Source organism: Ruminococcus albus AD2013 (genome assembly GCF_000526775.1).
In the GTDB taxonomy this organism is placed as follows: domain Bacteria; phylum Bacillota; class Clostridia; order Oscillospirales; family Ruminococcaceae; genus Hominimerdicola; species Hominimerdicola alba_A.
Genome location: NZ_JAGS01000001.1, coordinates 3057087 through 3081990, shown reverse-complemented (window position 1 = coordinate 3081990; position 24904 = coordinate 3057087). Strand labels below are relative to the sequence as shown.

Below are 24904 nucleotides of genomic sequence, written 5' to 3'. Positions count from 1 at the left end.
GGGTGTTCAGAACCCGTTACTATCAATGCCCCATTCGGTCATTTTCAGCCTGATATAGTACCCCTGCGGCACATCACATACAGGGCATTGTTCGGGCGGCTGAGTGCTTGTCATTATAAAGCCGCAGTTCATACATACCCAGATTTCTTCCTCCTCGGAGTTATAAAGCTGTCCGCGGCGGATAAGGTCGGCAAATGCAGCAAACCTTTCAGCATGGGCATTTTCTATCTTTGCGATGTTCTCAAAGCTCCGCGCGATGTCGGTAAAGCCTTCCTCGCGGGCTATGCGGGCAAATTCGGGATAAATCACCTCGGATTCATGGTGCTCGTCCTTTGCGGACATTTCAAGCATTGTAAGAAGATCATCGCTTATATCCACAGGGTAGTCGCCGCAGACCTGTAACTGCTGTCCCGAGAATTCCTTTAAATACTCGTAAAACACCTGTGCGTGTGCCCTCTCCTGCTCAGCAGTGAAGCGGAAAAGCTCTGAAACTGCGTAATCACTTGATGCAAACTTTTTCTGTGCAAAGGTGTACCTGTTACGCGCCTGACTTTCGCCTGCAAATGCCCTCATAAGGTTTTCTTTGGTTTTTGAATTAGCCATTTCCATAATAATTCCCCTTTCATCAGATGGTCAGTGTGCCGTTTTCATTTTCTTCAAGAAGAAGCACCTGCTCTTCCCTGGCGGTTACAGCATTGATATATACCAGCACTTTACGTCCGTTTCCCGCACGACAGGTGTATTCGTAGCAGAGGACTTCACCGCCGCCGTCGGTGGGTATCACAGCTGTGCGGTGGCTGATAACACTTAGTTTTGGCGATACTTCTTCTTTGGCCCGCAGTACCGAACACAGCTTGTCATCGTATTCACGCTTGTGATGGTTCGTCAGGAATCCTCGGGCATCGTAGCCCAGTATATCACCGTTGTCCATAGCTACCGAGACTTTAACAAGGTCGGGATATATACGTTTGCCAAGGTCACTGTAACAGAAATTCACTGTCATCACATTGTTCTGTATCTCGTAGTAGGTCATCTCCATTGAAAGTATCCCCAAGCGGTCGAGGTATTCTTCCGCTTTCCCGACAGCTGTATCCTTGCCGAGTTTTGAGGCGTCAACATTGCGCATATTCAGAAAATATGAGATATACCCGCCGTTTTTTGTCACTTCGCAGAACACTCCGCCTTCATCATCGGAAAACCGCCATGCAGGCATTTTTCCGCCGACATCCGAACTTTGTGTCAGGTCGGAAAGGCTGATATCCAGAGCCATAGCCGCCTTCTGCAGGCAGTAGTCCCTGCTCACTTCTGCGGCGTTTTCAGTCATACGCGGGGTCTGTTCAAGGATATTGTCGGAGAATGGTCCGTCGTATATCAGTTTGGGATAATCGTCAAAGCTTCCCTCAAAATCGGTAAAGCCTTCTGTAACATGGGGCGGTTCTTCGTCAGCCATAAAACCCTCAGCCTGTTCAAAGCACAGTTCTCCGCAGGCGACTTCGCCCTCAAGTTCCCACAGTCTGTCGCTCAGTATCTTTGAAAAACTGCAAAGCTTCGAGATACTGCTGTATTCCTCAGCTGTAAGTTTTTCGCCGTTTTGCAGTTTTTTTGAAAGCGACATCGAATAATTTCCCACCTGAGAGAGAAACTTATAGGTGTTTTCAAGGTCCAGCTGACCCACGGGCAGCCTTGCCAGTGCGGATTTTGCGGCAGAAGCTTCACGGCAGAGGTCGGCGGCAAGGGCTTGCTGTACCTGCCCCGAACCTGAATACAGCTGTTTTTCAAGCACGTTGGTGATATCCTCACAGCTGCCTGCAAGTTCTTCGACGGCGGCGGTATAGGAATTGTTCACCGCACGCTCAGCAGAATCGGCACGTTTCATCAGCATGATGTTCTTCACCGAAAGTGCCGCAACTGCCGAAAATGATATCAAAGATAGTTTGATAAGTCCTCGTTTTGTGATAGACAAAAGCATCAGTCCTTTACTTTATTTGAGGTTATAGTTAACGACATTATAATTTCTGCATTCAGCGCTTGCAGACGCTGTGATTTTTGTGGCTGTGAGCGCTGAATGTCTTGAAATTAATGGCGTTTACTATATTATGGCTGAAAGCCATGAAAATATGCACTTTCCGCAGACATTGGTGCTATATTCAAAGACACTTGCCCGCGGACACAATATATAGTGTCTGACTATGTGCCTATCTTCAAATCGTGGATTTTTTAACAATGCCCTGCTGTCCCCGAAACTCCGCGTTATTACAGCTGACGCTCTCACGTATCATACAAAAATATGAACCGTCGTTCGTGAACTCTTCCAAAAAATACACTGTGTTATTGTGCATATTTAATCGATTAAGTGCTTGACAAATACAACATCTTGTGCTATGATTATATACGCAATACAACATAATGCAGAAAAGAGGAATGTTCCATGATAAACGTAAATGTTAAGAACGGTGAGCTTACCGAAGAAGAAAAGCAGGCATATATATCCAGAGCTCATGACCTTTATCCCGGTAAGGCTATTGATTCCATAGATATTTCACTTGACGGCGATTATGCTGAAGTGGACTACCATTTCTCTGCTGTACCTTTCCAGAGGATAAGAAGGATCACAGGTTATCTGGTCGGTACTCTTGATCGTTTCAATGATGCTAAGCGCAGCGAAGTTGAAGACAGAGTTAAACACGGCGTAGTAAGCTAAGTACTTTTAATTTTAATAATTTGTTTTTTATTGGCAGAGGCCGTTCCGTTTATGCGGGACGGCTTTTTTCTGTCCTTTCGTATGTTTTAGTACCTGTTCGTATATTCCGGTACACTGTGGGGAAAATATAAATGTAAACAATTTGTAAAGACTATTGACAATCGGAGAAAAGTGTGGTATATTTTGTTTGTACACAAATAAATCGCATAAAAATAATTCGCATACGACATTTTTAAGACTACAAGGAGGAACCGATTATGACAATCTATGAGAACGTACTGAAAAGAAAAGATGGCAGTGAGTTTGGTCTGGCCGAACTTAAAGGCAAGGTGCTGCTGATAGTCAACACAGCAACGGGCTGCGGATTTACTCCCCAGTATAAAGGTCTTGAAGAGCTGTATAAGGAATACAAAGACAAGGGTCTTGAGATACTGGATATCCCCTGCGACCAGTTCGGACATCAGGCGCCCGGCAACGATGATGAGATCCACGAGTTCTGCACCATGACCTACAACACCACTTTCCCAAGATTTGCAAAATCTGAGGTCAACGGCGAAAACGAGCTTCCTCTGTACACTTTCCTGAAATCACAGATGGCTGACGACAGCGTAAACGGTCTTGCAAACAAGACTATAATGATGGGCGTTGAGAAACTCAGCACTACCTGCAAGAACAAAGGTGATATCAAGTGGAATTTCACCAAATTCCTGGTTGACCGCGATGGAAATGTAGTTGGCAGATATTCACCCACCACCAAACCCGAAGATCTTAAAAAGGAGATCAAGAAATATATATGAGCGATAAATACGAAGCTATACGCCTTAGAAATCAACTTTGCTTCCCGCTGTACCTCTGTGCTAAGGAAGTAACGAGAAAATATACCCCCCTACTGGAAGATCTCGACCTTACCTATACCCAGTACGTGGTGATGATGTTCCTGTGGGAACAGGACGGTTGTACCGTTCATCAGATAGGCGATACGCTTATGCTCGACCCCAGCACTCTCACACCTCTGCTGAAAAAGCTGGAGAGCAAAGGGTATATCTCCCGTACACGCAGTGAAACAGATGAGAGAAGTCTTAATATAGTGCTGACTGAGAAAGGTTCTGCACTGAAAGACAAAGCACTGTCAGTACCTGAGCAGATGAGATGCTGCATAGGTCTGACCCCCGAAGAGGGTGCAGTCCTCGGCGGGCTGATAATGAAAATTCTCAGAAATATTGAAAGTACTGAAAAGGAGTGATTGTTATGGCAGTAATTAAGGTAACAACAGCAGATTTTGAAAATGTGGTACTGAAGTCCGACAAACTTGTTCTGGTAGATTTTAACGCTGACTGGTGCGGTCCCTGCAAGATGCTTGCACCCGTGCTGGAAGAGATAGCAGCTGAACGCGAGGATATAAAGGTAGTAAGCGTAAACGTTGATGATGAGGGCGATCTTGCTGCTCAGTTCGGTATATCTTCCATACCCTGCCTTATCGCTTTCAAGGACGGCGCAGAAACAAAGCGCAGCATAGGTTTCCGTGGAAAGGGCGCTATCGAAGAACTTTTGAGGTGATACTATGAATTACGATGTAGTTATCATAGGTGCAGGTCCTGCGGGCATGACAGCCGCAGTTTATGCAAGACGCGCAAATAAGACAGTGCTTCTGCTTGAAGCTGCAAGCTTCGGAGGACAGATCGTAAATGCTCACAGCATCGAGAATTATCCCACTGCACCCCATATCTCGGGATTTGACTTTGCGATGCGCCTTTACGAGCAGGCAACTGCACTGGGAGCCGAGTTCGTATTTGAAAAGGCTGTAAGCATCGAGGATAAGGGTGAGTACAAGCAGGTCAACACCCCTTCCGCAAGCTACCATGCAGGTACTGTCATAATAGCGACAGGTTCCGATAAGCGCAAACTGGGTGTTGCCCGCGAGGACGAACTTCTCGGCAAGGGTGTAAGCTACTGCGCTACTTGTGACGGTGCTTTCTTCCGCGGTAAAACAGTTGCTGTGGCAGGCGGAACAAGAGTCGCACTTGAGGACGCACTTTATCTCGCTGATGTTGTTGAGAAAGTATACCTTGTGCATAAGCTGAACAGTTTTCGCGGCGCTGAGGCTGAATACGAGCGTCTGAAAGAACGTGAAAATGTTGAGATACTTCTTAACAGCGATATAACTGCACTGAAAGGCGAAAACGCTCTGGAAGCTATCGAGATAACTGCAAAGGACGGCAGTGTGCGTGATATAAGCGCAAGCGGTCTGTTCGTGGCAGTTGGCAGAGTGCCAGAGAACCAGAATTTCTCGTCAGTGATAGACCTTGATGACAAGGGCTATGCAGTTGCGGGCGAAAACTGCCTGACCAAGACCGAGGGCATATACGTCGCAGGCGACAACCGCGTCAAGGAAGTGCGTCAGCTTGTAACAGCCGCCGCAGACGGCGCAGTTGCAGCTATGGCAGCAGTAAAGTACCTCAATGAGAAAAAGGCATAACTTAACCTCATATACGAAAAGCTCGGAGAAAACCTCTGTTACTGAACCGCACCAGTAAAAACGTACAATGACAAAAAGAGGGGGCTGTTGCAGCCCCAACAAAGAAAAAGACGCCTGACACACCAAAAAGGTAGTGCCAGGCGTCTCATTTTGTGGTATAATGTAATTGCAAATATAACATCAAACCAACGAAAGGATTGTACCACAAAAATGAGAAATTGTCAAGTGCGTCTTAACATGAATTATGAGATCTACATCGAAGAAAGCTCACCTGTCAGAGTATTGAGCAATGTTATAGATGAGATCTATCAAAAAGAAGAATACACGATAGTAAGCAAGTGGAATGGCGCCATACCCGAGGATATCATGATGAAGATACTCATCTACGGCTACATGAACGACTCTTTTTCAAGCCGTAAGATTGAACAGCTCTGCAAAAGGGATATCCATTTCATGTGGCTTCTCGATGGCTTTGGAGCTCCGGATCACAGCACTATCTCAAGATTTCGACAGAAAATGGGAGAACAGATTGAGCGTGTGTTTTACGCTGTTGTAAAGTATCTTTTGAATATGAAAGAGATAAGCGGTAAGAACCTGTTCATTGATGGCACCAAGATCGAAGCTAATGCAAACAGATATACATTCGTCTGGAAGAAGTCTGTATCCAAAAACGAACAGAAACTGCGAGTAAAACTGCCTGAGATACTTGATGAGATAAATTATGCTTATGGTGTGAGATTCCCCGAAAATACGCCAGTTTCGGATATGATCGGTACACTTTCTTCACTTATGATAAAATTTGGTATTGAACGAGTTTACGGAAAAGGACATCATAAATCAGTATATCAGAAAGCACTTGAAAAGCTTGAGGGATATCAGCAGAAAATACAACAGTACGAACAATATAACAGCCTTTTTGACGGAAGAAACAGCTTTTCAAAGACAGATACCGATGCAACATTCATGCACATGAAGGAAGACCATATGAGAAACGGTCAGCTGAAACCCGGATACAACATACAGGCTGCGGTGGAAGGCGAGTATATTGTAGGTATAGACGTTTCAAGCGAACGGAGCGATGTAAATACGCTGATCCCGTTTCTTGAAAAGCTTAACAGTCTTGAGTTGTTTGTATTGAAAAACATCATCTGTGATGCAGGATATGAGAGCGAGGAGAACTATCTTTATCTCAGATCACATAACATGACCTCATATATAAAACCCGTAAATTATGAGCAGAGCAAAAAGCGGAACTTCCGTACAAAATACGGCAGACCCGAGAATATGGAATACCACGAACTTGGCGATATATTCGTATGCAGGGCAGGAAGGATACTGTGGCGTATCGGTACAAAGCATGAGAAAACGAAGACCGGATTCATTTCGGAGAAAGCACTGTACATATGTGAAAGCTGCGAAGGTTGTCCCTACAAACAGAATTGTACAAAAGCAAAAGGAAACAAGACGCTTGCTATATCGCATAAGTTCAAAGAACTGAGAACAGAAAGCCTGGAAAATATAACGACCGAATTCGGAAGACAGCTCAGAATGAACCGAAGCATACAGGCTGAAGGCGTATTCGGAGTGCTGAAACATGATCACGGCTTCAGAAGATTCCTGTGCAGGGGCAAAAATAACATCAGAACGGAGTTCCTTTTGCTGGGACTTGCATACAACATAAAGAAGCTTTTTGCTAAGATCTCAGAAAACCGACTTGGAATTTCTCTTTTTGAACTGAAAACGGCATAAAAACCAGCAGAACATAACACCCCCGAGTCCTCTTTTTTGAAGAGGGCTTGGGGGTGTGCGCACTGAAACAGCTTATTTCACCAGTAAATATGTTTTTTTACTCTGATGTTCGGATATGGTTAGAGGGTGCTGCGATTGCAACACCCCCTTTTGTTATGACAAGAAGTTACGGACGCATACAACAGTACGAAAAAGAGATACTTGAATTAAAGAAACAAGGATTGACATTAAGACAAATTGGAGAACGGCTTGGCTTCTCACAAAAACAAGTACATAATTTCATCACCCGGTATAATGAGAAGCAAAGAAAGTTAGCTGCCGGTATTGTTTTGAGAAGGAAAGGTCGTCCGTCAAAAAACGATAAGTACACCGAGACAGATAAAGTCAATGAGCTGAAATATATCATAGCTCGTAAGGATGCGAAGATCAAAGCTCTTGAAATGGAGAATGAACTTATGCGGGATTTTCTCTCGCTTACAGAAAGGAAGTGAGACCGGAAGTAAAGCACCGAGTTATCTATCGTCATAAGGATAAGTACAGCATAAGCGAGATGTGTAGGATACTTGGCGTGTCAAGAAGCGGTTATTATGGCTTTGTTAAACGCATGGACAAGCCTGCAAGGGATCTGGAGCTGTCAGAACTTATTCGTGAATGTCAGCAGGAAACTAAGCAGACATATGGTTATCGTCGTGTAGCTATATGGCTTGAACGCAAAGGCATTCATCATAACCCAAAGACCATTCTGCGTGTTATGAACAAATACAGCCTTCTTTCTGTTGTCAGGAGAAGAAAATACTGCAATTACAGTCATGCTCTGCACAGATACGATAATCTGCTCAACAGAGATTTCCACGCGGACAGACCTAATCAGAAGTGGGTAACCGATATTTCCTACATAAAGACTGCACAGGGATTTCTGTATCTCTCGGTCATCAGAGACCTGTATGACCGAAGTGTAGTTGCTTACAAGACATCGACGGTTCAGAACATAAACCTTGTTCTGAACACGATTAAAGCTGCCAAGAGAAAGGAAAAGGTCACCGGGGAGTTGCAGCTCCACAGTGACCAAGGGTTTCAATACACTTCACAACCGTATTTTAACCTAACCAAAGCATACCACATTACGCCGTCAATGTCAAGACGTGGAAATCCATATGATAACGCTTTGGCTGAAAACTTTTTCTCCATTTTGAAAACAGAATGCATTTACAGGACTAAGATCAAGACATTCGCCGAAGCTAGACATCTCATTGATGATTATATCTATTTCTACAATCATCAGCGTATACAACTCAAAACAAAACTGACTCCGCTTGAATTGCGAAGCCAGTTCGTTGCTTGATTTAATTTGCCATAGGGGCTTTTTGGTGATGTACGCACAATGTGGTGCGGTTCATACAGGAGTTTTCTCCGAGCTTGATTTTTATGTCATATAGATGATAGCGTTATTCGGATATGGCATCAAGTGAAAGTGTGGCGATTCCGTTGAGCGAACCATCGGCACGTTTTCCTGCCAGGAAGTCGTAATAGCCCTGACAGGATATCATAGCACCGTTATCGCCGCAGTATTTAAGCTCAGGCATATATACCTTGAACCCGCGCTTATCGCATTCCTTTTGCAGAAGTTCTCTTACGCCCGAATTTGCCGAGACGCCCCCTGCAAGACCTATGGTCTTGTAGCCGAGATGTTCAGCGGCAAGCATGGTCTTGTCCACCAGTGCCTTTGCAACAGTAGCCTGAAAAGAAGCCGCCATACCCTCACGGTCTATGGGTACACCTTTCTGTTCGGCATTGTGTACAAGGTTTATCACCGCGGTCTTCAGTCCCGAAAAGCTGAGGTCGTACTCACTGCCCTGCACGCGGGGCTTGGGAAGATCATAGGCTTTGGGGTCGCCCAGTTTTGCGGCGGCATCGATGAACTTTCCGCCCGGGTATTCATAGCCCAGAGTTCTCGCTACTTTGTCGAAACACTCTCCTGCCGCATCATCTCGTGTTCTGCCTACAACATGGTAGTGGGTATAATCCTTTACTTCAACTATATGGGAATGCCCGCCCGAAGCCACAAGGCAAAGATATGGCGGTTCAAGGTCGGGGTGAGTGATGTAGTTTGAAGCGATGTGTCCCGCGATGTGGTGCACAGGCACGAGGGGCTTTTTGGTGCTCATAGCAAGTCCCTTGGCAAAACTTACACCAACCAGAAGTGCGCCTATCAGCCCGGGTGCATAGGTAACAGCTATTGCATCGATGTCATCCATGGTGCAGTTTGCTTCTTCCAGTGCGGCTTTTGCCACCCATGAGATATTTTCGGCATGGCGGCGCGAAGCTATTTCGGGCACCACTCCGCCGTACAGCCTGTGTTCATCTATCTGTGAAGCGACGATGTTTGAAAGCACAGTCCTGCCGTTTTCGGTAACGGATATGGCTGTTTCGTCGCAAGAGCTTTCTATTCCTAAGATCTTCATATTATCCTCCGTATTGGGCATCAGCCCGTTCAGCGTTTATGTATGACACAGCATTCCGCTGTTTTGCAAAAACCGAGTTTCTGCGCAAGTCCTGCCGAACCTGTATTTTCCGAATGGCAAGCCCATACAGGTGTTCTGCCGCTTTCAAGTATGTCTTCGATAGTTTTCGCCGCCGCGATAAAGGCAAGACCTTTCCTGCGGTGTGCGGGATCAGTTTCAACGCCTATATCGACTTCTATTCCGCTTACCGCAGCTGAAAAAGCCCATGCCGCAGGTCTGCCATCAAATGTTACACAGTAGCCTGTTCCTCCCGCAAGGAAGTTTTCGGTGCTTTCCCATGAAAAGGCAGGAACGATACGTCCCGCCATCTGTGAAATCAGCCCGCTGTCCAGCTTTTCAAGTTTGTAGCCATCGGGCAGAAAATACTCGGGCGGTGTTGACTTTCTGTACTCAAAGAAAAGTCTGCCGCTGACAGCAAACTCCTCTCCGAACTTTTCTGCGATAGCGTTATCAGCAAACAGCACCAGTCGCCGACCGCAGTTCAGCATAAGTTCTTTTATACTATTTATAAAGGCATCGTCAGCCGATCCCGCGATATGACCGAAACCGCAAAGGTGATGAAACAGCACAGCCTTTCCGTTGGTATAGATATCTCCCGCCTGTCTGCCCTCGGCGAGCGACAGGGGATAAATCTTCCCGAAAGGGATATTTTCGGCGGTTTGAATAAAATCACAGTAACTGTTTTGTGGTATCTTCCTGAATACAGTCATGATTCACCTCATGTTCAGGTGCTTTGTTTAGTCATTATAACGGCATTTTCAGTCGGGTCGTCATAAAAATTCTTGCGCACTCCCGCCTTTTCAAAACCCAGACTTTCATAAAGCGCAATCGCTGCCGAGTTCGACTCTCTGACTTCAAGCACCCAGCTTTCGGCTTCGGTAAGTAATGCAAAAATCTCTGCGAACATCGCCCGCGCTATGCCTCGTCTGCGGTATTCGGACAGAACGCAGATATTGTTTATCTCGGCTTCTCCAGCAATGTACCAGCAGCTGAGAAATCCCGCCGCTTTGCCGTCCGCATATGCAAGCAGAGTGCGGTCATTCGGATTTGTCAGCTGTGCCCGACAGACTTCCTCGCTCCAGGCTTCTTTCAGGCAGGCAGCAGAAAGTGCCGCTGCTTCTGCCACGTTATCCTCTGTCATGGGTACTATTTTCAGCATGGCTTTTCTCCTATCAGCAGATATGAACCCTCTGACCGCAGTATCTTTACCGCGACATTCTCAAAGCCTGCCTGCCTTGCTTTTTCTCTCAATGCGCGGGGAGGTGTCCCAAGACCTGTATCATTGTCAAATGTGAATAAGCACACAAACCGTCCGCCATCCTTCAGCACTCTGAGGATCTCGGTGAGAGCGGCTTTTTTGTCTTTCCACAAAGGCGGAGTATGGAGCGTGGTCACGCAGTCAAAAAAATTATCGAAATAGGGTAGTTCTTCAATATTCGCCTGACCCATCAGTGCTATTTCGTCGATACTTCTGTCTCGGTCAGCGGCAGATATATCCACCCCGTAAAGGTCAAGCCCTTTATCGCTGAGTTTTTGCAGCATGATATCGCTGCCCAAACCGATATCCAGCAGTTTTCCCCCTTCGGGCGCATTTATGTATTGCCTTACAGCAGCATAGTGTTCATTTTCTTCCTTTCGCCTGTTCATCGCATTTTTCAGCTTGACGGCGTATTCAAGAAACATAAAGTTCACCTGCTTTCGATACACTCCTTAACAGCGGCGATGAGCTTATCCATCTGTTCGTCCGTGCCGATGGTTATTCTCAGCCATTTGTCGATAACGGGTTTTTTGAAGTAACGAATGAATATGCCTTTTTCTCTGGTGTAGGTGAATATCTCCTCGGCGGGGATATCGGGGTGCGAAACAAACAGGAAATTTGTTTCGCTGTCGGTGACTTTGAAGCCCATCTCCCTGAAAGCCTTTGCTGAACGGTCGCGGGTAGCCTTTATTTTTTCAACAGTATCGCGGAAGTATTTCTCATCGTTAAGGCTTGCGATACCTGTTTCGATAGCCAGCTGATCCAGTGGATAGCTGTTGTAGCTATCCTTGACCGCATGCATATAGCTGATAAGCTCGGGTTGTGCGAATGCCATGCCAATCCTCATGCCAGCCAGCGAACGTGACTTGGAGAATGTCTGGGTAACTATGAGATTATCGTACTCCTTGATAAGTTCAACGCAGCTGTAACGTCCGAAATCCACATAAGCCTCATCGATGATGACAATTACATCGCGGTTGTGTTCAAGCAGGTCGATGATGAAATCCTTGCCCACGCCGATAGCAGTGGGTGCATTTGGGTTGGGTATAACAACACCGCCGTTTTCGGGGTAGAAGTCCTTAACATTTATAAGGAAGTCGCCGTCAACAGGCTTGGTCTCATAGGGTATTTTCAGAAGCTCACACCATACAGGATAGAAACTGTATGTTATATCGGGGTAGAATATAGGTTTATCCGAGTTGAAGAATGCTCTGAAAGCCGTTGCGAGCACATCGTCCGAGCCGTTGCCGCAGAACACATTTTCGGGAGCGAGCCCGTATCTTTCCGCAAGGGCGGCTTTCAGCGGCACAGCGTCTGCGGAAGGATATTTTTTCAGGTCGAAAATATCCTTTTTGCGCAGGACTTCCTGCACACCCGCCGAAGGGGGATAGGGATTCTCGTTTGCATTCAGCTTGATTATGTTCTCGTTTTTAGGCTGTTCGCCTGCCACATATGGCTCGATGTTTATCAGGTTTTTTCTCCAAAGTTTTTCGCTCATTTAAATGCACTCCTTACAATTCGGGCATATCTTAATTTATTATATCACAACGATGTTCCTCTGTCAAATTCAGCATAGTAAAGTATTACCATGCTATCAACATAAACAGTATATCACGCTTCGGCATATATGTCAATAGGCAGACTTCTTTTTTGTGAAAAAAGTGCACCGCTTTTTAACTTGACATCATAGCACTAATATGATATCATCAACATACACACGAAAGGAGAACAAATGATAATGAAGATAGTAACTCTTGTTGAAAATACCTGCGGACATGAGGGCTGTATCGCAGAACACGGATTATCGGTATATATCGAAACTGAAAAGCACAAGCTTCTGCTGGACTGCGGGCAGACAGACGCAGCAGTAAAAAATGCCGAAGTTCTCGGCATAGACCTGACTGCGGTGGATACCGTCATACTCAGCCACGGGCACTACGACCATTCGGGCGGGATAATGCCGTTTTCGCGGATAAACAATACCGCGCAGATAATCATGCAGAAGTCCGCCGCCGAGCCCCATTATAATGGTGAGCGGTACATCGGTATCGACAAAGATATCTTAGCTCTGCCGAATGTACGCCTTATCGAAGGCGATGTCAGACTTGATGATGAACTTTTCCTGTTCAGCGGGATAACAGGCAGAAGATGCTATCCGCAGGGCAACAGAAAGCTCCTGCGTGATGAGGGCGGCGAGAAAGTGCAGGACGATTTCGCCCACGAACAATGTCTTGTTATTGAACAGGAGGGCAAACGCTGGCTGCTGTCGGGTTGTTCGCATAACGGGATACTGAATATCCTCGACAAGTATAAGGAGATATTCAGCGGCGTTCCAGATTATGTTATCACAGGTTTCCACATGATGAAAAATGACGGTGAGCACACCGATGAAGAAAAAGCTGTCATCATGCAGACAGCCCGAGAACTTGTTCAGATGGATACCGTCTTTTACAGCGGACACTGCACAGGTATACCTGCATTTGATTTGATGAAGACCATAATGGGCGATAAACTTATTGCCCTGCACAGCGGCGAAAAAGTGATATAGAGTGAAAAGCACCGTAGTTATCATGCGGTGCTTTTTCAGATTAAAATATTAGTTTTCAGATGTAAACATTTTATGTGTCATATTTACTTTCGCTGAAAGATGTGGTATAATATATGAAATCAATATCATATCAGGAGGTGCGGTATGAATATTTCGGAATTTGCCAAAGAAGCAGGTGTATCGGTATCGGCAGTCAGCAGATATTTCAACGACGGCTATCTTTCAGATGATAAACGCGCTCTGATAGAAGCGGCTATCGAGAGAACAGGCTATGTGCCGAGTTATTCAGCACGGACAGTGCGTTCAAAGGTGACAAAGCTGGTAGGTGTCATACTGCCTAAACTTTCCAGTGAAAGTATAGCAAGGATAACCGAGGGCATAGGTGAGGTGCTGGGCGAGGAAGGCTTTGAACTTCTTCTGGTGAATACGTCCAACGACTATAACCGCGAGATAAGTTCACTTGAACTGTTCAGGCAGAACCGCGTAGACGGAGTTATACTTCTTGCAGGTGTCATAACCGACCTGCATCGTTCACTGCTTGCCAAGATGCGAGTACCCACAATAATAGTCGGCCAGAAGCTTAAAGGCTTCAATTGCGTATGTCACAACGATCTTGGCGCGGCTTATAACATGACGAAACTCATGCTTGACAAGGGCGCAAAACGTCCTGCTTTCATCGGCGCGAACCCCGAGGATATGGCGGCGGGAAAAGACCGCAGAATCGGATTTGAAAAAGCCGTCCTCGATGCGGGACTTACTCTTGATCCGAAATTCTGCGAGATAGCGAGATTCAGCATGGATTCGGGCTACGAAAAAGCAAAGCATCTGTTTTCGGGCAGAGAAAAGCCCGACTGCCTGTTCTGTGCAACGGATAATATCGCCGCAGGTGCTATGCTGTACTGTCGCGAGAACGGTATCCGTATCCCCGAAGACCTTATGATCGGTGCGGTTGGAGATTCGCGCTTCGATAAGGTGCTTTATGTGTCGCTGTCATCGGTGCATCTCCACTATAAGACCGCAGGCAGAGAAGGTGCCAATATGCTTCTCGCTGAAATGAAAAAGACCAGCGAGGTACATCGTATAGTTCAGCTGGAGTATGATATCATAGAAAGAGAGTCAACAAACCGTATTGGCTGAAATATACAAAATCGAATATGAAACTGTGTGAAACTTACCGAAAAGATGTCCCCAATTCTTAATATATGCCAATAGACAAGTACAAGAAACTATGCTATAATGATACTACGATATGAAAACGGTATCACAAATACACGTGATATTCTTTCAGTAAAAATATGGAAATTATTTTAGAAAGGGTGGGTTCTATGGATCACAAAATTTTAGCATCTGAAATACTTGAAGCGATCGGCGGAAAAGAGAACCTCGCAAGTGCAGCACACTGCGCAACAAGGTTAAGGCTTGTCATTGCCGATAACAGCAAGGTGAAAAAGTCTGATCTTGAAAACTTTGACGGAGTCAAGGGCGTGTTCGAGGCATCGGGACAGCTTCAGATAATCCTGGGCACAGGTGTTGTCAATAAGGTGTATGCCGAATTCATACAGCTTGCAGGGATAGAGGCTGCTTCAAAGGAAGATGTGAAGAAAGCGGCAGCGGCAAAGTCTCCATGGTATAAGAGAGCTATCAAGACGCTTGGTGACGTATTCGTACCTATCATACCTGCAATAGTTGCAACAGGTCTGCTGTGCGGACTGCTTGGCGGTCTTTCAAGAGCATTCCCAAGCCTGGCAGACAGCCATCTGTATACACTGCTGGATATGTTCTCCAATGCAGCGCTGACGTTCCTGCCGATACTCATAGCTGTAAGTGCCGCTAAGATATTCGGCGCAAACATCTATCTGGGTGCAGTTATCGGCATGATAATGATACACCCGAATCTTGTGAATGCATGGTCTGTCGGCGACGGCAGCGGTCTTCCCACACTCTGGTCATGGTTCGGTCTGTGGAACATCAACGCAACAGGCTATCAGGGTCACGTTATACCCGTAGTCATCGCGATACTCCTTCTGTCGGTCATTGAAAAATGGCTGCACAAGCACGTTCCCGAGATGTTCGATCTCTTCGTTACACCTCTGGTATCCGTTCTTGTAACAGGATTCTTTACAATGACAGTTATAGGCCCTGTATTCGCTCAGGTCGAATCTTGGGTACTTACCGGTGCACAGTGGCTCATCGCTCTGCCTTTCGGTATCGGTTCATTCGTTATGGGTGCTGTATATGCTCCTACAGTTGTTGCAGGCGTTCACCATATGTACAACGCTATCGAGCTTTCGATGCTGGCTGACAGCGGCAAAAATATCTGGATGCCTATCGCAACAGCAGCTAACGTAGCACAGGGTGCTGCTGCACTTGCAGTAGCAGTCAAGACTCAGAACAAGAAACTCAAGTCTATGGCTCTTCCTGCATCTCTTTCCGCATTTATGGGTATTACCGAACCTGCTATCTTCGGTGTCAACGTACGTTTCGGCAAGCCTCTGGTTGCAGGTATGGCAGGCGGTGCCTGCGGCGCAGCAGTAGCTTCTATCATGAACGTTTACGCAACTGCAAACGGCGTTACAGGTATATTCGGCTTCCTTATCACTACAGACAGCTTCCTCGGCTATCTGCTCACATTTGCAGTAGCAGCAGTTGTAGCATTTGTTCTTTCATGGATACTCTATGCTCCCACAAAGGAAAAAGTTCCTGATAAGGAGTACAAAGATAACTGTGTATACTCTCCTATGAACGGCAGAGCTATCGCTCTGGAAGAAGTTCCCGACAAGACCTTTGCATCAGGCACACTGGGACAGGGCGCAGCTATCGATCCTATGGACGGCAAGGTAGTAGCACCCGCAGACGGCAAAGTAACTACACTCTTTGATTCTCATCACGCTGTTGGCCTGACCCTTGATAACGGCATGGAGCTGTTCATTCATATCGGTATGAACACAGTTGAACTCGAAGGCGAAGGCTTTGACGCTTATGTCAAGGAGGGTGACAGAGTTTCCCGCGGAGATACCCTCATAACCTTTGATATCCAGACCCTGAAGAACAAGGGATACAGCGTCATCAGCCCCGTTATCATTACAAATACCGAGGATTTCAAGGAAATACGCAGAACTGCTGATGGCGGAATCAACTACTATGAAGAACTTCTCGAAACCAAAAAGTGATGATCCACACGGACGGTGAATCGGTATATGAAAAATGATCTCAGACAAAAGCTTCATCTTGAACCCAAAAGCGGCTGGATAAACGATCCCAACGGTCTTTGTTATTTCAAGGGCGAATACCATGTATACTATCAGTATTCGCCCGATAGTCCTACGGGCAGCGGAAGAAAATGCTGGGGACACCTGAAAAGCCCCGACCTAATAAACTGGCGTTCAATGGGTATAGTACTTTTTCCCGATACACCTGATGATAAGGACGGTGTATATTCAGGCTGCGGATTTGTCAAGGACGATACACTGTATCTGTTCTACACGGGCAACGTCAAAGAAGATGGCGATCACGATTACGTAACATCGGGACGCGGTGCGAATGTCATACTTGTAACCACCCAAAACGGACACGATATGAGCGACAAGAAAGTTCTTCTGCGAAACTCCGATTATCCCGAAGAATGTTCCTGCCATGTTCGCGACCCCAAGGTCTGGGAAGAAAATGGCAGGTACCATATGGTTCTTGGTGCAAGGACTTTGCAGGACAAAGGCTGTGTGCTCCACTACGTGTCTGATGACCTGGAAAACTGGTCATTCCTGGAAAAGTATACAGCCGATGATATGGGTTATATGTGGGAGTGCCCCGATGAATTCGTGATAGACGGACACAGATTTCTGAGCATATCTCCACAGGGGCTTGTTCACAGTAAGTACGATAATCAGAATGTTTACAGCTCGGGATATTACCGCATGGAAAACGGTGTGCTCACCGATTTTACAGAATGTGACAAAGGCTTCGATTTCTATGCGCCCCAGAGTTTTGAAGCACCTGATGGCAGACGTATCCTGTTTGGCTGGGAGGGCATAGGTGATATACCTTATACCAACCCCACCACCGAACTCGGCTGGCAGCACTGTCTGACTCTCCCCCGAGAACTGACAGTCACCGATCACGGAAAAATACAGCAAAACCCCGTGAGAGAACTTGATTCTCTCCGCAAAAACGCCGCACCGATAAACAGCGGCGATACTGTAAAGATCGATCTCCCGTTTGACCTTGCTGCAAAAGTGGCAGGGGATATAAAGGTGAGATTTGATAACATCCTGCAGCTTTTACACCAAAATGGCGAGTTCCGTCTGGAATTCCTGTCAGACAGTGCATCAGGCGGCAGAGATGTAAGATACGCAGATATCCCCGAATTGAGGGATATACGTATCATAGCCGATAAAGCTTCGGTAGAAGTGTACATCAACGGCGGCGAAACAGTCATGTCAGCCAGAATGTACCCTGAGGATACCGAAATAACTCTGTCGGCTGAAGGCATAAACGGAACCTTATATGAACTTGACGGGATCGAGGTGATATCCGATGAATAACGTGCTTGCAGCGATAGGTGAAGCGCTTATCGATTTTATCCCCGACAGGAGCGGCTGCTCCTTCGATGAAGTAGGTGCATTTTCCCCTAAGGTCGGCGGAGCTCCCGCAAATGTGTGCGCGGCGTTCTCAAAGCTGGGCGGAAGATCAAAAATGATAACACAGCTGGGCGATGACCCTTTCGGGCACAAGATAATCGGTGAACTGAAAGCTGTCAATGTCGATACGAGCTGCATCTCCCTTACGGACAAGGCAAATACAGCACTGGCATTCGTATCCCTTGAAAAAGACGGCGGCAGGACATTCTCGTTTTACCGCAAGCCCTCGGCTGATATGCTGTACGGCGAGGAAAGCGTAAAGGAAGAATACTTCGATGATGTTTTTGCCCTGCATTTCTGCAGCGTGGATATCGGAGATTTCCCTATGAAGCAGGCGCACAAGAAAGCCATCGGGATAATGCGAGAAAAAGGCGGCATAATAAGCTTTGACCCCAATCTCCGCTTTAATTTATGGGACAGTATCGAGGCACTGGTAAGTGCAGTACGCGAGTTCATTCCCCTAAGTGATATTGTAAAGATATCCGATGAAGAACTTAGCTATGTAACAGGTACAGATGATATCGAAAAAGGCGTGCAGACGCTGTTTAGTCAGGGTGTAAAGCTTGTATTGTATACCTGCGGTGCTGACGGCGCTTATGCGTTTACGGAAAATGTTAAGGTCTATGCACCGTCTATCAAGGTCAATGCGGTGGATACGACAGGCGCAGGGGACGGTTTCACAGGAGCGTTCCTGTGGAAACTGAGAGATATCACAGAAGGTGATGATATCATTAAGGGCATCACCGAAGAAAAACTTCTGGAATGTCTCACATTTGCCAACAGTTTCTGTGCGCTGAGCGTTCAGCGAAAAGGTGCGATAGCATCTTATCCCACTCGGGACGAGATGCAGATATAAAATTTACGACACGAAAGGAATAACTGCTATGAAAGAATTCACATACATTATCGAAGACGAGATAGGTATCCACGCAAGACCCGCAGGCAATCTTGTAAAGCTCATAAAAACTTTTTCCAGCAACGTTACTATCGAGAAAGAGGGTAAACCTCCTGTCAGCGGTACAGCCCTTATGAAGATAATGGGACTGGGTGTAAAATGTGGAGATACTGTCAAGTTCACCATCGAGGGCGAAGACGAAGAAGCAGCATTACAGCAGCTGGCAGAATTCATGGACGCTAATCTTTAAACAAATGAAAGGGCGGTGACGGTTATGGTCGTTTATCAGGGCAAAGGAGTCTACGGTGCGGTCGCAGTCGGCAAAGTGTCTGTATTCAGCCGAAGTTCAGCCGATGTCCGCCGCGTGAATGTCAATGACACAGAAAAAGAACTCTCGCGTGTCGAAGCTGCCAAAGAAATGGCGGCTCAGCAGCTTGAGGCGATACACAGCAAAGCCCTCAAAGAGGTAGGCGAAGCCAATGCCGAGATATTTGAGGTACACCTCATGATGCTTGACGATGAGGATTATAACGATTCCATAAAAAGCATCATCGAGACCCAGAAAGTCAACGCCGAATATGCGGTCGCTGTCACAGCTGATAATTTTGCAGAGATGTTCTCAAGCATGGACGATGCCTATATGCAGGCGCGTGCCGCTGATGTAAAGGATATCTCCGACCGTCTTATCTCATGCCTGACAGGCGGCAGTAAGACAGAAAACAGTTCAGATGAAAAAATGATTATCTGTGCCGATGACCTTGCCCCAAGTGAGACCGTTTCTCTCGACAAGGACAAGGTGCTTGCGTTTGTTACGGCTTTTGGTTCGTCCAATTCTCACACCGCCATACTCGCACGCAACATGAATATACCCGCGGTAATAAGTGCCGGTGAGGACTTCCTAAAAAATATCCACGACGGTGATATGCTGATAGTTGACGGTCATACAGGTCAGCTTATCGTATCTCCCGATGATGCGACTATCGCAAAATATACCGCCAAACAGGCTGAAGACGCAAGAAAGAAACAGCTTCTGCAGGAACTCAAAGGCAAGGAAAACATCACCCTTGACGGTAGGAAGATAAATATTTTTGCCAATATCGGCGGAGTGGGCAGTATCGGTGCTGTGCTTGCAAATGATGCAGGAGGCATAGGTCTGTTCAGGAGCGAGTTCCTTTATCTGGAAAGTGAAGACTATCCCACCGAGGAACAGCAGTTCAGTGCTTACAGAAAAGTTCTGGAAAGCATGGCAGGCAAAAAAGTCATTATACGTACCCTTGATATAGGTGCTGATAAGCAGATAGATTATTTCGGCCTAGAAAAGGAAGATAACCCTGCACTAGGTCTCAGGGCTGTGCGAATATGTCTCACCCGCCCCGAGATATTCAAGACCCAGCTGAGAGCGCTGTACCGTGCTTCTGCCTTTGGTGATCTTGGAATAATGTTCCCGATGATAACCAGTGTCGCGGAAGTCGAAAAGTGTCTGGCTGTCTGCGAAGAAGTCAAGGCTGAACTGAAAAGCGACGGCATAAGGTTCAACGAAAATACCGAGATAGGTATAATGATAGAAACTCCCGCCGCCGCAGTGATAAGCGATCTTCTCGCCCCTCTTGTGGACTTTTTCAGCGTAGGAACCAATGATCTTACACAGTATACCCTCGCCTGTGACCGTCAGAACGCCAAACTCGAACCTTTTGTTGATACCCATCACGAAGCTGTGCTTCGTCTCATCGAGATGGCGGCAAATAACGCCCACAAGAACGGTACATGGATAGGCATATGCGGCGAGCTTGCGGCTGACCTGACCCTTACCGAAACTTTCATGCGCATGGGCATAGATGAACTTTCAGTTTCACCACCCTACGTGCTTCCTCTCCGTGAAAAGGTGAGGAGCCTTGATCTCAGCCGATGATATTACCGACCGTGCAGATGACCTCTGCACGGTCTTTTTGTGGTGAAAAGCTGTTCGCAATGCAGAGGATGCAATAAAGAAAGCAACTTGCGTTGAATTTGACAAAGTATAGTTATTGTGCTATAATCGCTATTGATCAGCGGAAATTCACTGTGTTGATGAAGTTTATACAGCTTAAACAGCATCCGGAACAAAGGCTGTCTTATCATGCTCCACAAAAAAAGAACCCCGCACATCTGCGGGGGACTTTTTTTGGGGGGAGGTCATTTATAATAGGATCTATAGCATTTTTATATAATTTATCCGGTTCTTTTATCACAGCATCTTCTTGCCTTTGATGAAAGCTGCGATCCTGGAAAGATCGGTAATGTTGATAATGTTATCGTTGTTTATGTCTGCTATGATTGTGTTTTTAAGCATCTTTCTGCCCTTTATGTGAGCTGCTACCTTGGAAAAATCGGATATATTCACAATACCGTCGCCGTTAATATCGGCTTTTCCGGAATGTGTGGAAGCAGCTTTCTCACTGTTGTTGTCATAGCGAACCTTAGGCTCACTGTTCTGCAGCTTGGTCTCGGTTGCGACAACGGGTCCTTCAAGAACTTCAAAACCTACGTTAGCGTAAGCTGCCAGTCTCTGTGCGGTAGTGCCTGCACAGCCTCTGATCTTGAAGCCGGGTATGCTGTAATTGAAAGATGTAGCTGTGATGCCTGTTAAGCTCTTGGGCAAAGTGATCGTCATTATCGAATCACACTTCTGGAATGCATCAGCTGCGATATTGGTAAGACCTTCATAGAAAGTAACTTCGGTAAGGCTGGAGCAGCCATAGAATGTACGCCAGCTTACGTTCTCCACGCTGCCTGCAACATTTATATCGGTAAGAGCGCTGCAGTTTGAGAATACGTATTCGCCCAGATTCTTGACGCCGTCTTCGATGGTAACGGATTTAAGGCTTTTACATTCCTGGAATGTTGCGAGCTCTAATTTATCGATGCTGCCTGGAACGGTAACTTCTGCAAGTGCGGAACACTCTTTGAAAGCTTCCTGACCCATGTAGGTAACGCTGTCAGCTATATCAACGTTCTTTATGCTTCTTGCTTCGAGGAATGCATTTGAACCTATGGAAGTAACGCCATCAGGTATAACTACGTTCTGGAGAGCTGTGCAGGATACGAATGCATAATCGCCGATCTCAGTTAAGCTGTTAGGCATCGAAACGTTTGTCATCATGTTGTTAAGCGCGAATGCGTTGTCGCAGATAACCTTGACGCCATTGGGTATAACTACGTTACCGGAGCAGTTTCTGCCGTCTATAACGATGTTGTTTACGACTACCAGAGGATTTCTGGACTTCTGAGCTGCCAGCCATCTGGTATCTGTGAAAGCATCAGAACCGATGTATGAAACGCTGCTTGGTATGAAAATGTTTTCAAGATTGGAGCTGCCCTTGAATGCGTCATAGTCTATTTTTGTAACGCTGTTGGGTATAATGATGCTTCTTAATCTGTCGCAGCATCCGAATGCGAAAGCGCCTATTGTCTTAACAGTGTTGGGCATATTTATGGCGGTGATGTTTCTGTTTTCTGCAAAAGCGTGGTCGCCTATGCCTGTAACGCCGCTGGGTATGTTTACATTACCGCTGCAGTTTGCACCGTTGATGATTATTCCGTTTACGATGACCATATCGCTCTGTCTCTGCTTGTTTGCGAGCCACTTTGTGCCTGCGAAAGCATTGGAACGGAAGTTGGTCAGGTTCTTGGGGAACTTGATATTTTCAAGATTTGAACAAGAATCAAATGCGTCACAGCCTATCTCAGTAACGCTGTCGGGTATGGTTATCTTTTTAAGGGAAGTACAACAGCCGAAAGCATTCATTCCGATATTGCTGATACCGCTGCCGTTGTTTATTGCTGAAAGGTTTGAACAGTGGTAAAAAGCGTATGCTCCGATCGACTTTACAGTTTCGGGGATAGTAACGCTTGTCATGCCGTTATGGCAGATCGCATAATCGCCTATGCCGACCACGGGAGCACCATTGATATAAGAAGGTATAACAACGTTGGATTCGTTGCCGCTGTAACCTAAGATATTAACACCGCTTCTTACATCATCTATGAAAGCGTACTCGAAATAACCTTCTACTCGGTTAGCTGCGCTGGCAGTTATAGAGGTATCTATAACATTCACGTTCTGAGGAAGAGCTGCGCCGCCGAATACTAATACTAAAGTCATAAGTCCTGCAATAAATCTCTTAGTCATAATAAATACCTCCATCCAAATTACCATTTGTTATTTGTTTATACCACGAAATATAAAGTACACATTCAAACTAACCGTCTAGTTAAATTTGATAATTTATATTGAAATTACCTATATCATTTATCCTGATTAAATTATACATTATTGCGTAACAATTTTCAAGGAACTCTGGGTATACTTTTATTTAATAGGCGAAGTCTTTTAATTAATTATTTCCAGAAAACATTTTCGTTTCCATATATAGTGTTTTTATGTTTTTTAATTTCTATATGTAGTAAGATGAGCCCCGAAAAGTTAACAATTGCTTTTCGTAAGTTTCGAAGAGTTTGAAACATTTTGTAAATAAATAGTGTTTTTTTGTATCTAACTGTAAGATATTTAATAAAAAGCCACCTTTGTCTTACACCATGATTCAACATTTTGACGATTGACACCAATTCCGCCTTGTGCTATAATTACAAATGCTGGTTCGGAGGGCAAAACATTCGATAGAAATGTAATGCCGGATAAGACCGCAGGTTGAAACGCCTGCTGTTTTGTCCGGCTTTTTTTATGGAGGTATTTGAATGAAAAACAATGATTTTACCGAAGGAGCTATACTGCCAAAGCTCCTGAAGTTCATGCTGCCTGTGCTGTTTGCCATGTTTTTACAGGCTATGTACGGTGCCGTGGATCTGCTGGTAGTGGGACGGTTCGGCACCGATAACGATGTTTCGGCAGTTTCCACAGGCTCGCAGATACTTCAGACACTGACTAACCTTATCGTCAGCTTCTCTATGGGCATCACGGTTGCGGTCGCACAGCGCATCGGGCAGAACCGCCCCGAGGAAGCCGCACGGACGGTAGGCACAGGTCTTGTGATATTTGCCATAACGGGAGTGATCTTCACCGTTATAAGTGTTCTTGGCGCAGGCGGACTTGCTAAGATCATGCAAGCTCCCGAAGAAGCCTACAATCTCACCAAAAGCTATATCCGCTTATGCGGCGGAGGATTTATCGTCATAACCGCATATAATCTGCTGGGCAGTATTTTCAGAGGTCTCGGCGATGCTAAAACGCCCCTCATAGCCGTAGGTATAGCTTGTGCGTTCAATATCGTCGGAGATCTGGTCTTTGTTTCAAAGTTCCACATGGGCGCGACAGGTGCAGCCCTTGCGACCGTACTTGCACAGCTTGTCAGCGTTACAATATCCTTCTTTATAATAAGGAGAACGAAGCTTCCTTTTGAATTCCATAAGTCAAACCTGAAGCTTGAAGGCAACTACGCAAGAAATATCATACGTATCGGTTCACCTATAGCATTGCAGGATTTCCTTGTCAGCGTATCTTTCCTGGTATTGATGGCTATAGTCAATAAGCTGGGCGTTACTGCGTCGGCGGGCGTAGGTGTTGCACAGAAAGTCTGCGCTTTCATCATGCTGGTACCGCTGGCGTTCATGCAGTCCATGGCTGCATTCGTAGCCCAGAACTATGGAGCAGGTCATACCGACCGTGCTGTCAAAGCCCTCAAAAGCGGCATAGCAGTATCGCTGATATTCGGCATAGTGATGTTCTTCGTGGCTTTCTTCCACGGCGATCTACTTTCGGGTATATTCTCAAACAAACCCGATACCGTCGCTGCCGCATGGGATTATCTTAAAGCCTACGCCATCGACTGCCTGTTCACCTGTTTCCTGTTCTGCTTTGTGGGATTTTACAACGGCATTGAAAAAACTAAATTCGTTATGGCACAGGGCATATGCGGAGCTTTCCTTGTGAGGATACCCGTTGCATTCTTCATGCAGAAGACGGGCGGCGGCTCACTGTTCAAGATAGGCCTCGCGACTCCGTGCTCGACTGTTTTGCAGATCATCATGTGCTTTATAGCGTATATAATCTTCACGAAGAACAGGACTAGCGTATTCCCAAAGAAAAAAATATGATACCGAAGGATCTAAGCGCATACACATAAAA

24 protein-coding genes are annotated in these 24904 nt (G+C 46.0%); 16 read left to right on the top strand and 8 right to left on the bottom strand.

The window, feature by feature from the left end:
• Window positions 1–6: 6 nt before the first annotated feature.
• Together rbr and N773_RS0113780 are read right to left on the bottom strand one after the other, a co-directional pair.
• On the bottom strand, window positions 7–609 hold the full coding sequence (gene rbr / locus N773_RS0113785) for a rubrerythrin (protein ID WP_051454291.1): 603 nt from the start codon (window positions 607–609) through the stop codon (window positions 7–9).
• A 16-nt stretch (window positions 610–625) separates the two neighbouring features.
• Window positions 626–1969: a PepSY1/2 domain-containing protein gene (locus N773_RS0113780; protein ID WP_242840393.1), complete on the bottom strand. Its 1344-nt coding sequence runs from the start codon at window positions 1967–1969 to the stop codon at window positions 626–628.
• Window positions 1970–2428: 459 nt separating this feature from the next.
• Here N773_RS0113780 and nrdD point away from each other — a divergent pair, with 459 nt between their 5' ends.
• The 8 genes from nrdD (at window position 2429) to N773_RS0113740 (ending at window position 8268) form a co-directional block, all read left to right on the top strand.
• Window positions 2429–2701, top strand: a complete 273-nt coding sequence (gene nrdD / locus N773_RS0113775) for an anaerobic ribonucleoside-triphosphate reductase (RefSeq protein WP_024858331.1) — start codon at window positions 2429–2431, stop codon at window positions 2699–2701.
• A gap of 257 nt (window positions 2702–2958) precedes the next feature.
• Window positions 2959–3498, top strand: a complete 540-nt coding sequence (locus N773_RS0113770; RefSeq protein ID WP_024858330.1) for a glutathione peroxidase — start codon at window positions 2959–2961, stop codon at window positions 3496–3498.
• Entirely contained in the window at window positions 3495–3944 is a 450-nt protein-coding gene (locus N773_RS0113765) for a MarR family winged helix-turn-helix transcriptional regulator (protein ID WP_024858329.1), read from the top strand. The genes N773_RS0113770 and N773_RS0113765 overlap by 4 nt, the downstream gene beginning before the upstream one ends.
• Before the next feature lie 5 nt (window positions 3945–3949).
• A complete protein-coding gene (gene trxA, locus N773_RS0113760; protein ID WP_024858328.1) occupies window positions 3950–4258 on the top strand; it encodes a thioredoxin in 309 nt (102 codons plus the stop codon).
• A 4-nt stretch (window positions 4259–4262) separates the two neighbouring features.
• Window positions 4263–5177, top strand: a complete 915-nt coding sequence (locus N773_RS0113755; protein WP_024858327.1) for an NAD(P)/FAD-dependent oxidoreductase — start codon at window positions 4263–4265, stop codon at window positions 5175–5177.
• Between the two features lie 210 nt (window positions 5178–5387).
• Complete coding sequence (locus N773_RS0113750; RefSeq protein ID WP_043537869.1) at window positions 5388–6926, top strand: IS1182 family transposase; 1539 nt, start codon at window positions 5388–5390, stop codon at window positions 6924–6926.
• 53 nt (window positions 6927–6979) lie between these two features.
• On the top strand, window positions 6980–7417 hold the full coding sequence (locus tag N773_RS20290; protein ID WP_024858325.1) for a helix-turn-helix domain-containing protein: 438 nt from the start codon (window positions 6980–6982) through the stop codon (window positions 7415–7417).
• Complete coding sequence (locus tag N773_RS0113740) at window positions 7414–8268, top strand: IS3 family transposase (protein WP_043537868.1); 855 nt, start codon at window positions 7414–7416, stop codon at window positions 8266–8268. The genes N773_RS20290 and N773_RS0113740 overlap by 4 nt, the downstream gene beginning before the upstream one ends.
• A 103-nt stretch (window positions 8269–8371) precedes the next feature.
• On the opposite strand, the gene tsaD is transcribed toward N773_RS0113740, so the two are convergent.
• From tsaD to hisC, 5 genes are read right to left on the bottom strand one after another with little or no spacing between them, the layout of a single operon-like run.
• Window positions 8372–9388: a tRNA (adenosine(37)-N6)-threonylcarbamoyltransferase complex transferase subunit TsaD gene (tsaD, locus tag N773_RS0113735; protein ID WP_024858323.1), complete on the bottom strand. Its 1017-nt coding sequence runs from the start codon at window positions 9386–9388 to the stop codon at window positions 8372–8374.
• A 29-nt stretch (window positions 9389–9417) separates the two neighbouring features.
• Window positions 9418–10158, bottom strand: a complete 741-nt coding sequence (locus N773_RS0113730; protein WP_024858322.1) for a GNAT family N-acetyltransferase — start codon at window positions 10156–10158, stop codon at window positions 9418–9420.
• 14 nt (window positions 10159–10172) lie between these two features.
• Window positions 10173–10607 carry a ribosomal protein S18-alanine N-acetyltransferase gene (gene rimI, locus N773_RS0113725; RefSeq protein ID WP_024858321.1) on the bottom strand — a complete coding sequence of 145 codons (435 nt, stop codon included), beginning with the start codon at window positions 10605–10607 and terminating at the stop codon, window positions 10173–10175.
• On the bottom strand, window positions 10601–11131 hold the full coding sequence (locus N773_RS0113720) for a class I SAM-dependent methyltransferase (RefSeq protein ID WP_024858320.1): 531 nt from the start codon (window positions 11129–11131) through the stop codon (window positions 10601–10603). The genes rimI and N773_RS0113720 overlap by 7 nt, the downstream gene beginning before the upstream one ends.
• A gap of 5 nt (window positions 11132–11136) precedes the next feature.
• Complete coding sequence (gene hisC, locus N773_RS0113715) at window positions 11137–12204, bottom strand: histidinol-phosphate transaminase (RefSeq protein WP_024858319.1); 1068 nt, start codon at window positions 12202–12204, stop codon at window positions 11137–11139.
• Between the two features lie 240 nt (window positions 12205–12444).
• Here hisC and N773_RS0113710 point away from each other — a divergent pair, with 240 nt between their 5' ends.
• The 7 genes from N773_RS0113710 (at window position 12445) to ptsP (ending at window position 20692) form a co-directional block, all read left to right on the top strand.
• A complete protein-coding gene (locus N773_RS0113710; RefSeq protein ID WP_024858318.1) occupies window positions 12445–13254 on the top strand; it encodes an MBL fold metallo-hydrolase in 810 nt (269 codons plus the stop codon).
• A 144-nt stretch (window positions 13255–13398) separates the two neighbouring features.
• Window positions 13399–14391, top strand: coding sequence for a LacI family DNA-binding transcriptional regulator (locus N773_RS0113705; protein ID WP_024858317.1), 993 nt, complete (start codon window positions 13399–13401; stop codon window positions 14389–14391).
• 188 nt (window positions 14392–14579) lie between these two features.
• Window positions 14580–16424, top strand: coding sequence for a PTS beta-glucoside transporter subunit IIBCA (locus N773_RS0113700; protein ID WP_024858316.1), 1845 nt, complete (start codon window positions 14580–14582; stop codon window positions 16422–16424).
• A gap of 27 nt (window positions 16425–16451) precedes the next feature.
• Entirely contained in the window at window positions 16452–17792 is a 1341-nt protein-coding gene (locus tag N773_RS0113695) for a glycoside hydrolase family 32 protein (RefSeq protein ID WP_024858315.1), read from the top strand.
• Entirely contained in the window at window positions 17785–18744 is a 960-nt protein-coding gene (locus N773_RS0113690; RefSeq protein ID WP_024858314.1) for a carbohydrate kinase family protein, read from the top strand. Before N773_RS0113695 ends, N773_RS0113690 begins: the two co-directional genes overlap by 8 nt.
• Window positions 18745–18772: 28 nt before the next feature.
• The gene (locus tag N773_RS0113685; RefSeq protein WP_024858313.1) at window positions 18773–19033 is read left to right on the top strand and encodes an HPr family phosphocarrier protein; all 261 of its coding nucleotides are present in this window, start codon (window positions 18773–18775) and stop codon (window positions 19031–19033) included.
• Window positions 19034–19057: 24 nt separating this feature from the next.
• Window positions 19058–20692, top strand: a complete 1635-nt coding sequence (ptsP, locus tag N773_RS0113680) for a phosphoenolpyruvate--protein phosphotransferase (RefSeq protein ID WP_024858312.1) — start codon at window positions 19058–19060, stop codon at window positions 20690–20692.
• 315 nt (window positions 20693–21007) lie between these two features.
• Here ptsP and N773_RS0113675 read toward each other — a convergent pair whose 3' ends face one another.
• Window positions 21008–22951 (bottom strand): leucine-rich repeat protein, encoded by a 1944-nt coding sequence (locus tag N773_RS0113675; RefSeq protein WP_024858311.1) that lies wholly within the window; start codon window positions 22949–22951, stop codon window positions 21008–21010.
• A 566-nt stretch (window positions 22952–23517) separates the two neighbouring features.
• Here N773_RS0113675 and N773_RS0113665 point away from each other — a divergent pair.
• The gene (locus tag N773_RS0113665) at window positions 23518–24873 is read left to right on the top strand and encodes an MATE family efflux transporter (RefSeq protein ID WP_024858309.1); all 1356 of its coding nucleotides are present in this window, start codon (window positions 23518–23520) and stop codon (window positions 24871–24873) included.
• Window positions 24874–24904: the final 31 nt, after the last annotated feature.

Coding starts and splice junctions, on each gene's coding strand:
- N773_RS0113720 (WP_024858320.1), bottom strand. CDS start 11,131: ATGTTTCTTGAATACGCCGTCAAGCTGAAAAATGCGATGAACAGGCGA.
- nrdD (WP_024858331.1), top strand. CDS start 2,429: ATGATAAACGTAAATGTTAAGAACGGTGAGCTTACCGAAGAAGAAAAG.
- rbr (WP_051454291.1), bottom strand. CDS start 609: ATGGAAATGGCTAATTCAAAAACCAAAGAAAACCTTATGAGGGCATTT.
- trxA (WP_024858328.1), top strand. CDS start 3,950: ATGGCAGTAATTAAGGTAACAACAGCAGATTTTGAAAATGTGGTACTG.
- N773_RS0113710 (WP_024858318.1), top strand. CDS start 12,445: ATGAAGATAGTAACTCTTGTTGAAAATACCTGCGGACATGAGGGCTGT.
- hisC (WP_024858319.1), bottom strand. CDS start 12,204: ATGAGCGAAAAACTTTGGAGAAAAAACCTGATAAACATCGAGCCATAT.
- ptsP (WP_024858312.1), top strand. CDS start 19,058: ATGGTCGTTTATCAGGGCAAAGGAGTCTACGGTGCGGTCGCAGTCGGC.
- N773_RS0113675 (WP_024858311.1), bottom strand. CDS start 22,951: ATGACTAAGAGATTTATTGCAGGACTTATGACTTTAGTATTAGTATTC.
- N773_RS0113695 (WP_024858315.1), top strand. CDS start 16,452: ATGAAAAATGATCTCAGACAAAAGCTTCATCTTGAACCCAAAAGCGGC.
- N773_RS0113755 (WP_024858327.1), top strand. CDS start 4,263: ATGAATTACGATGTAGTTATCATAGGTGCAGGTCCTGCGGGCATGACA.
- tsaD (WP_024858323.1), bottom strand. CDS start 9,388: ATGAAGATCTTAGGAATAGAAAGCTCTTGCGACGAAACAGCCATATCC.
- N773_RS0113730 (WP_024858322.1), bottom strand. CDS start 10,158: ATGACTGTATTCAGGAAGATACCACAAAACAGTTACTGTGATTTTATT.
- N773_RS0113780 (WP_242840393.1), bottom strand. CDS start 1,969: ATGCTTTTGTCTATCACAAAACGAGGACTTATCAAACTATCTTTGATA.
- N773_RS0113765 (WP_024858329.1), top strand. CDS start 3,495: ATGAGCGATAAATACGAAGCTATACGCCTTAGAAATCAACTTTGCTTC.
- N773_RS0113750 (WP_043537869.1), top strand. CDS start 5,388: ATGAGAAATTGTCAAGTGCGTCTTAACATGAATTATGAGATCTACATC.
- N773_RS0113700 (WP_024858316.1), top strand. CDS start 14,580: ATGGATCACAAAATTTTAGCATCTGAAATACTTGAAGCGATCGGCGGA.
- N773_RS0113705 (WP_024858317.1), top strand. CDS start 13,399: ATGAATATTTCGGAATTTGCCAAAGAAGCAGGTGTATCGGTATCGGCA.
- N773_RS0113665 (WP_024858309.1), top strand. CDS start 23,518: ATGAAAAACAATGATTTTACCGAAGGAGCTATACTGCCAAAGCTCCTG.
- rimI (WP_024858321.1), bottom strand. CDS start 10,607: ATGCTGAAAATAGTACCCATGACAGAGGATAACGTGGCAGAAGCAGCG.
- N773_RS0113770 (WP_024858330.1), top strand. CDS start 2,959: ATGACAATCTATGAGAACGTACTGAAAAGAAAAGATGGCAGTGAGTTT.
- N773_RS0113690 (WP_024858314.1), top strand. CDS start 17,785: ATGAATAACGTGCTTGCAGCGATAGGTGAAGCGCTTATCGATTTTATC.
- N773_RS0113685 (WP_024858313.1), top strand. CDS start 18,773: ATGAAAGAATTCACATACATTATCGAAGACGAGATAGGTATCCACGCA.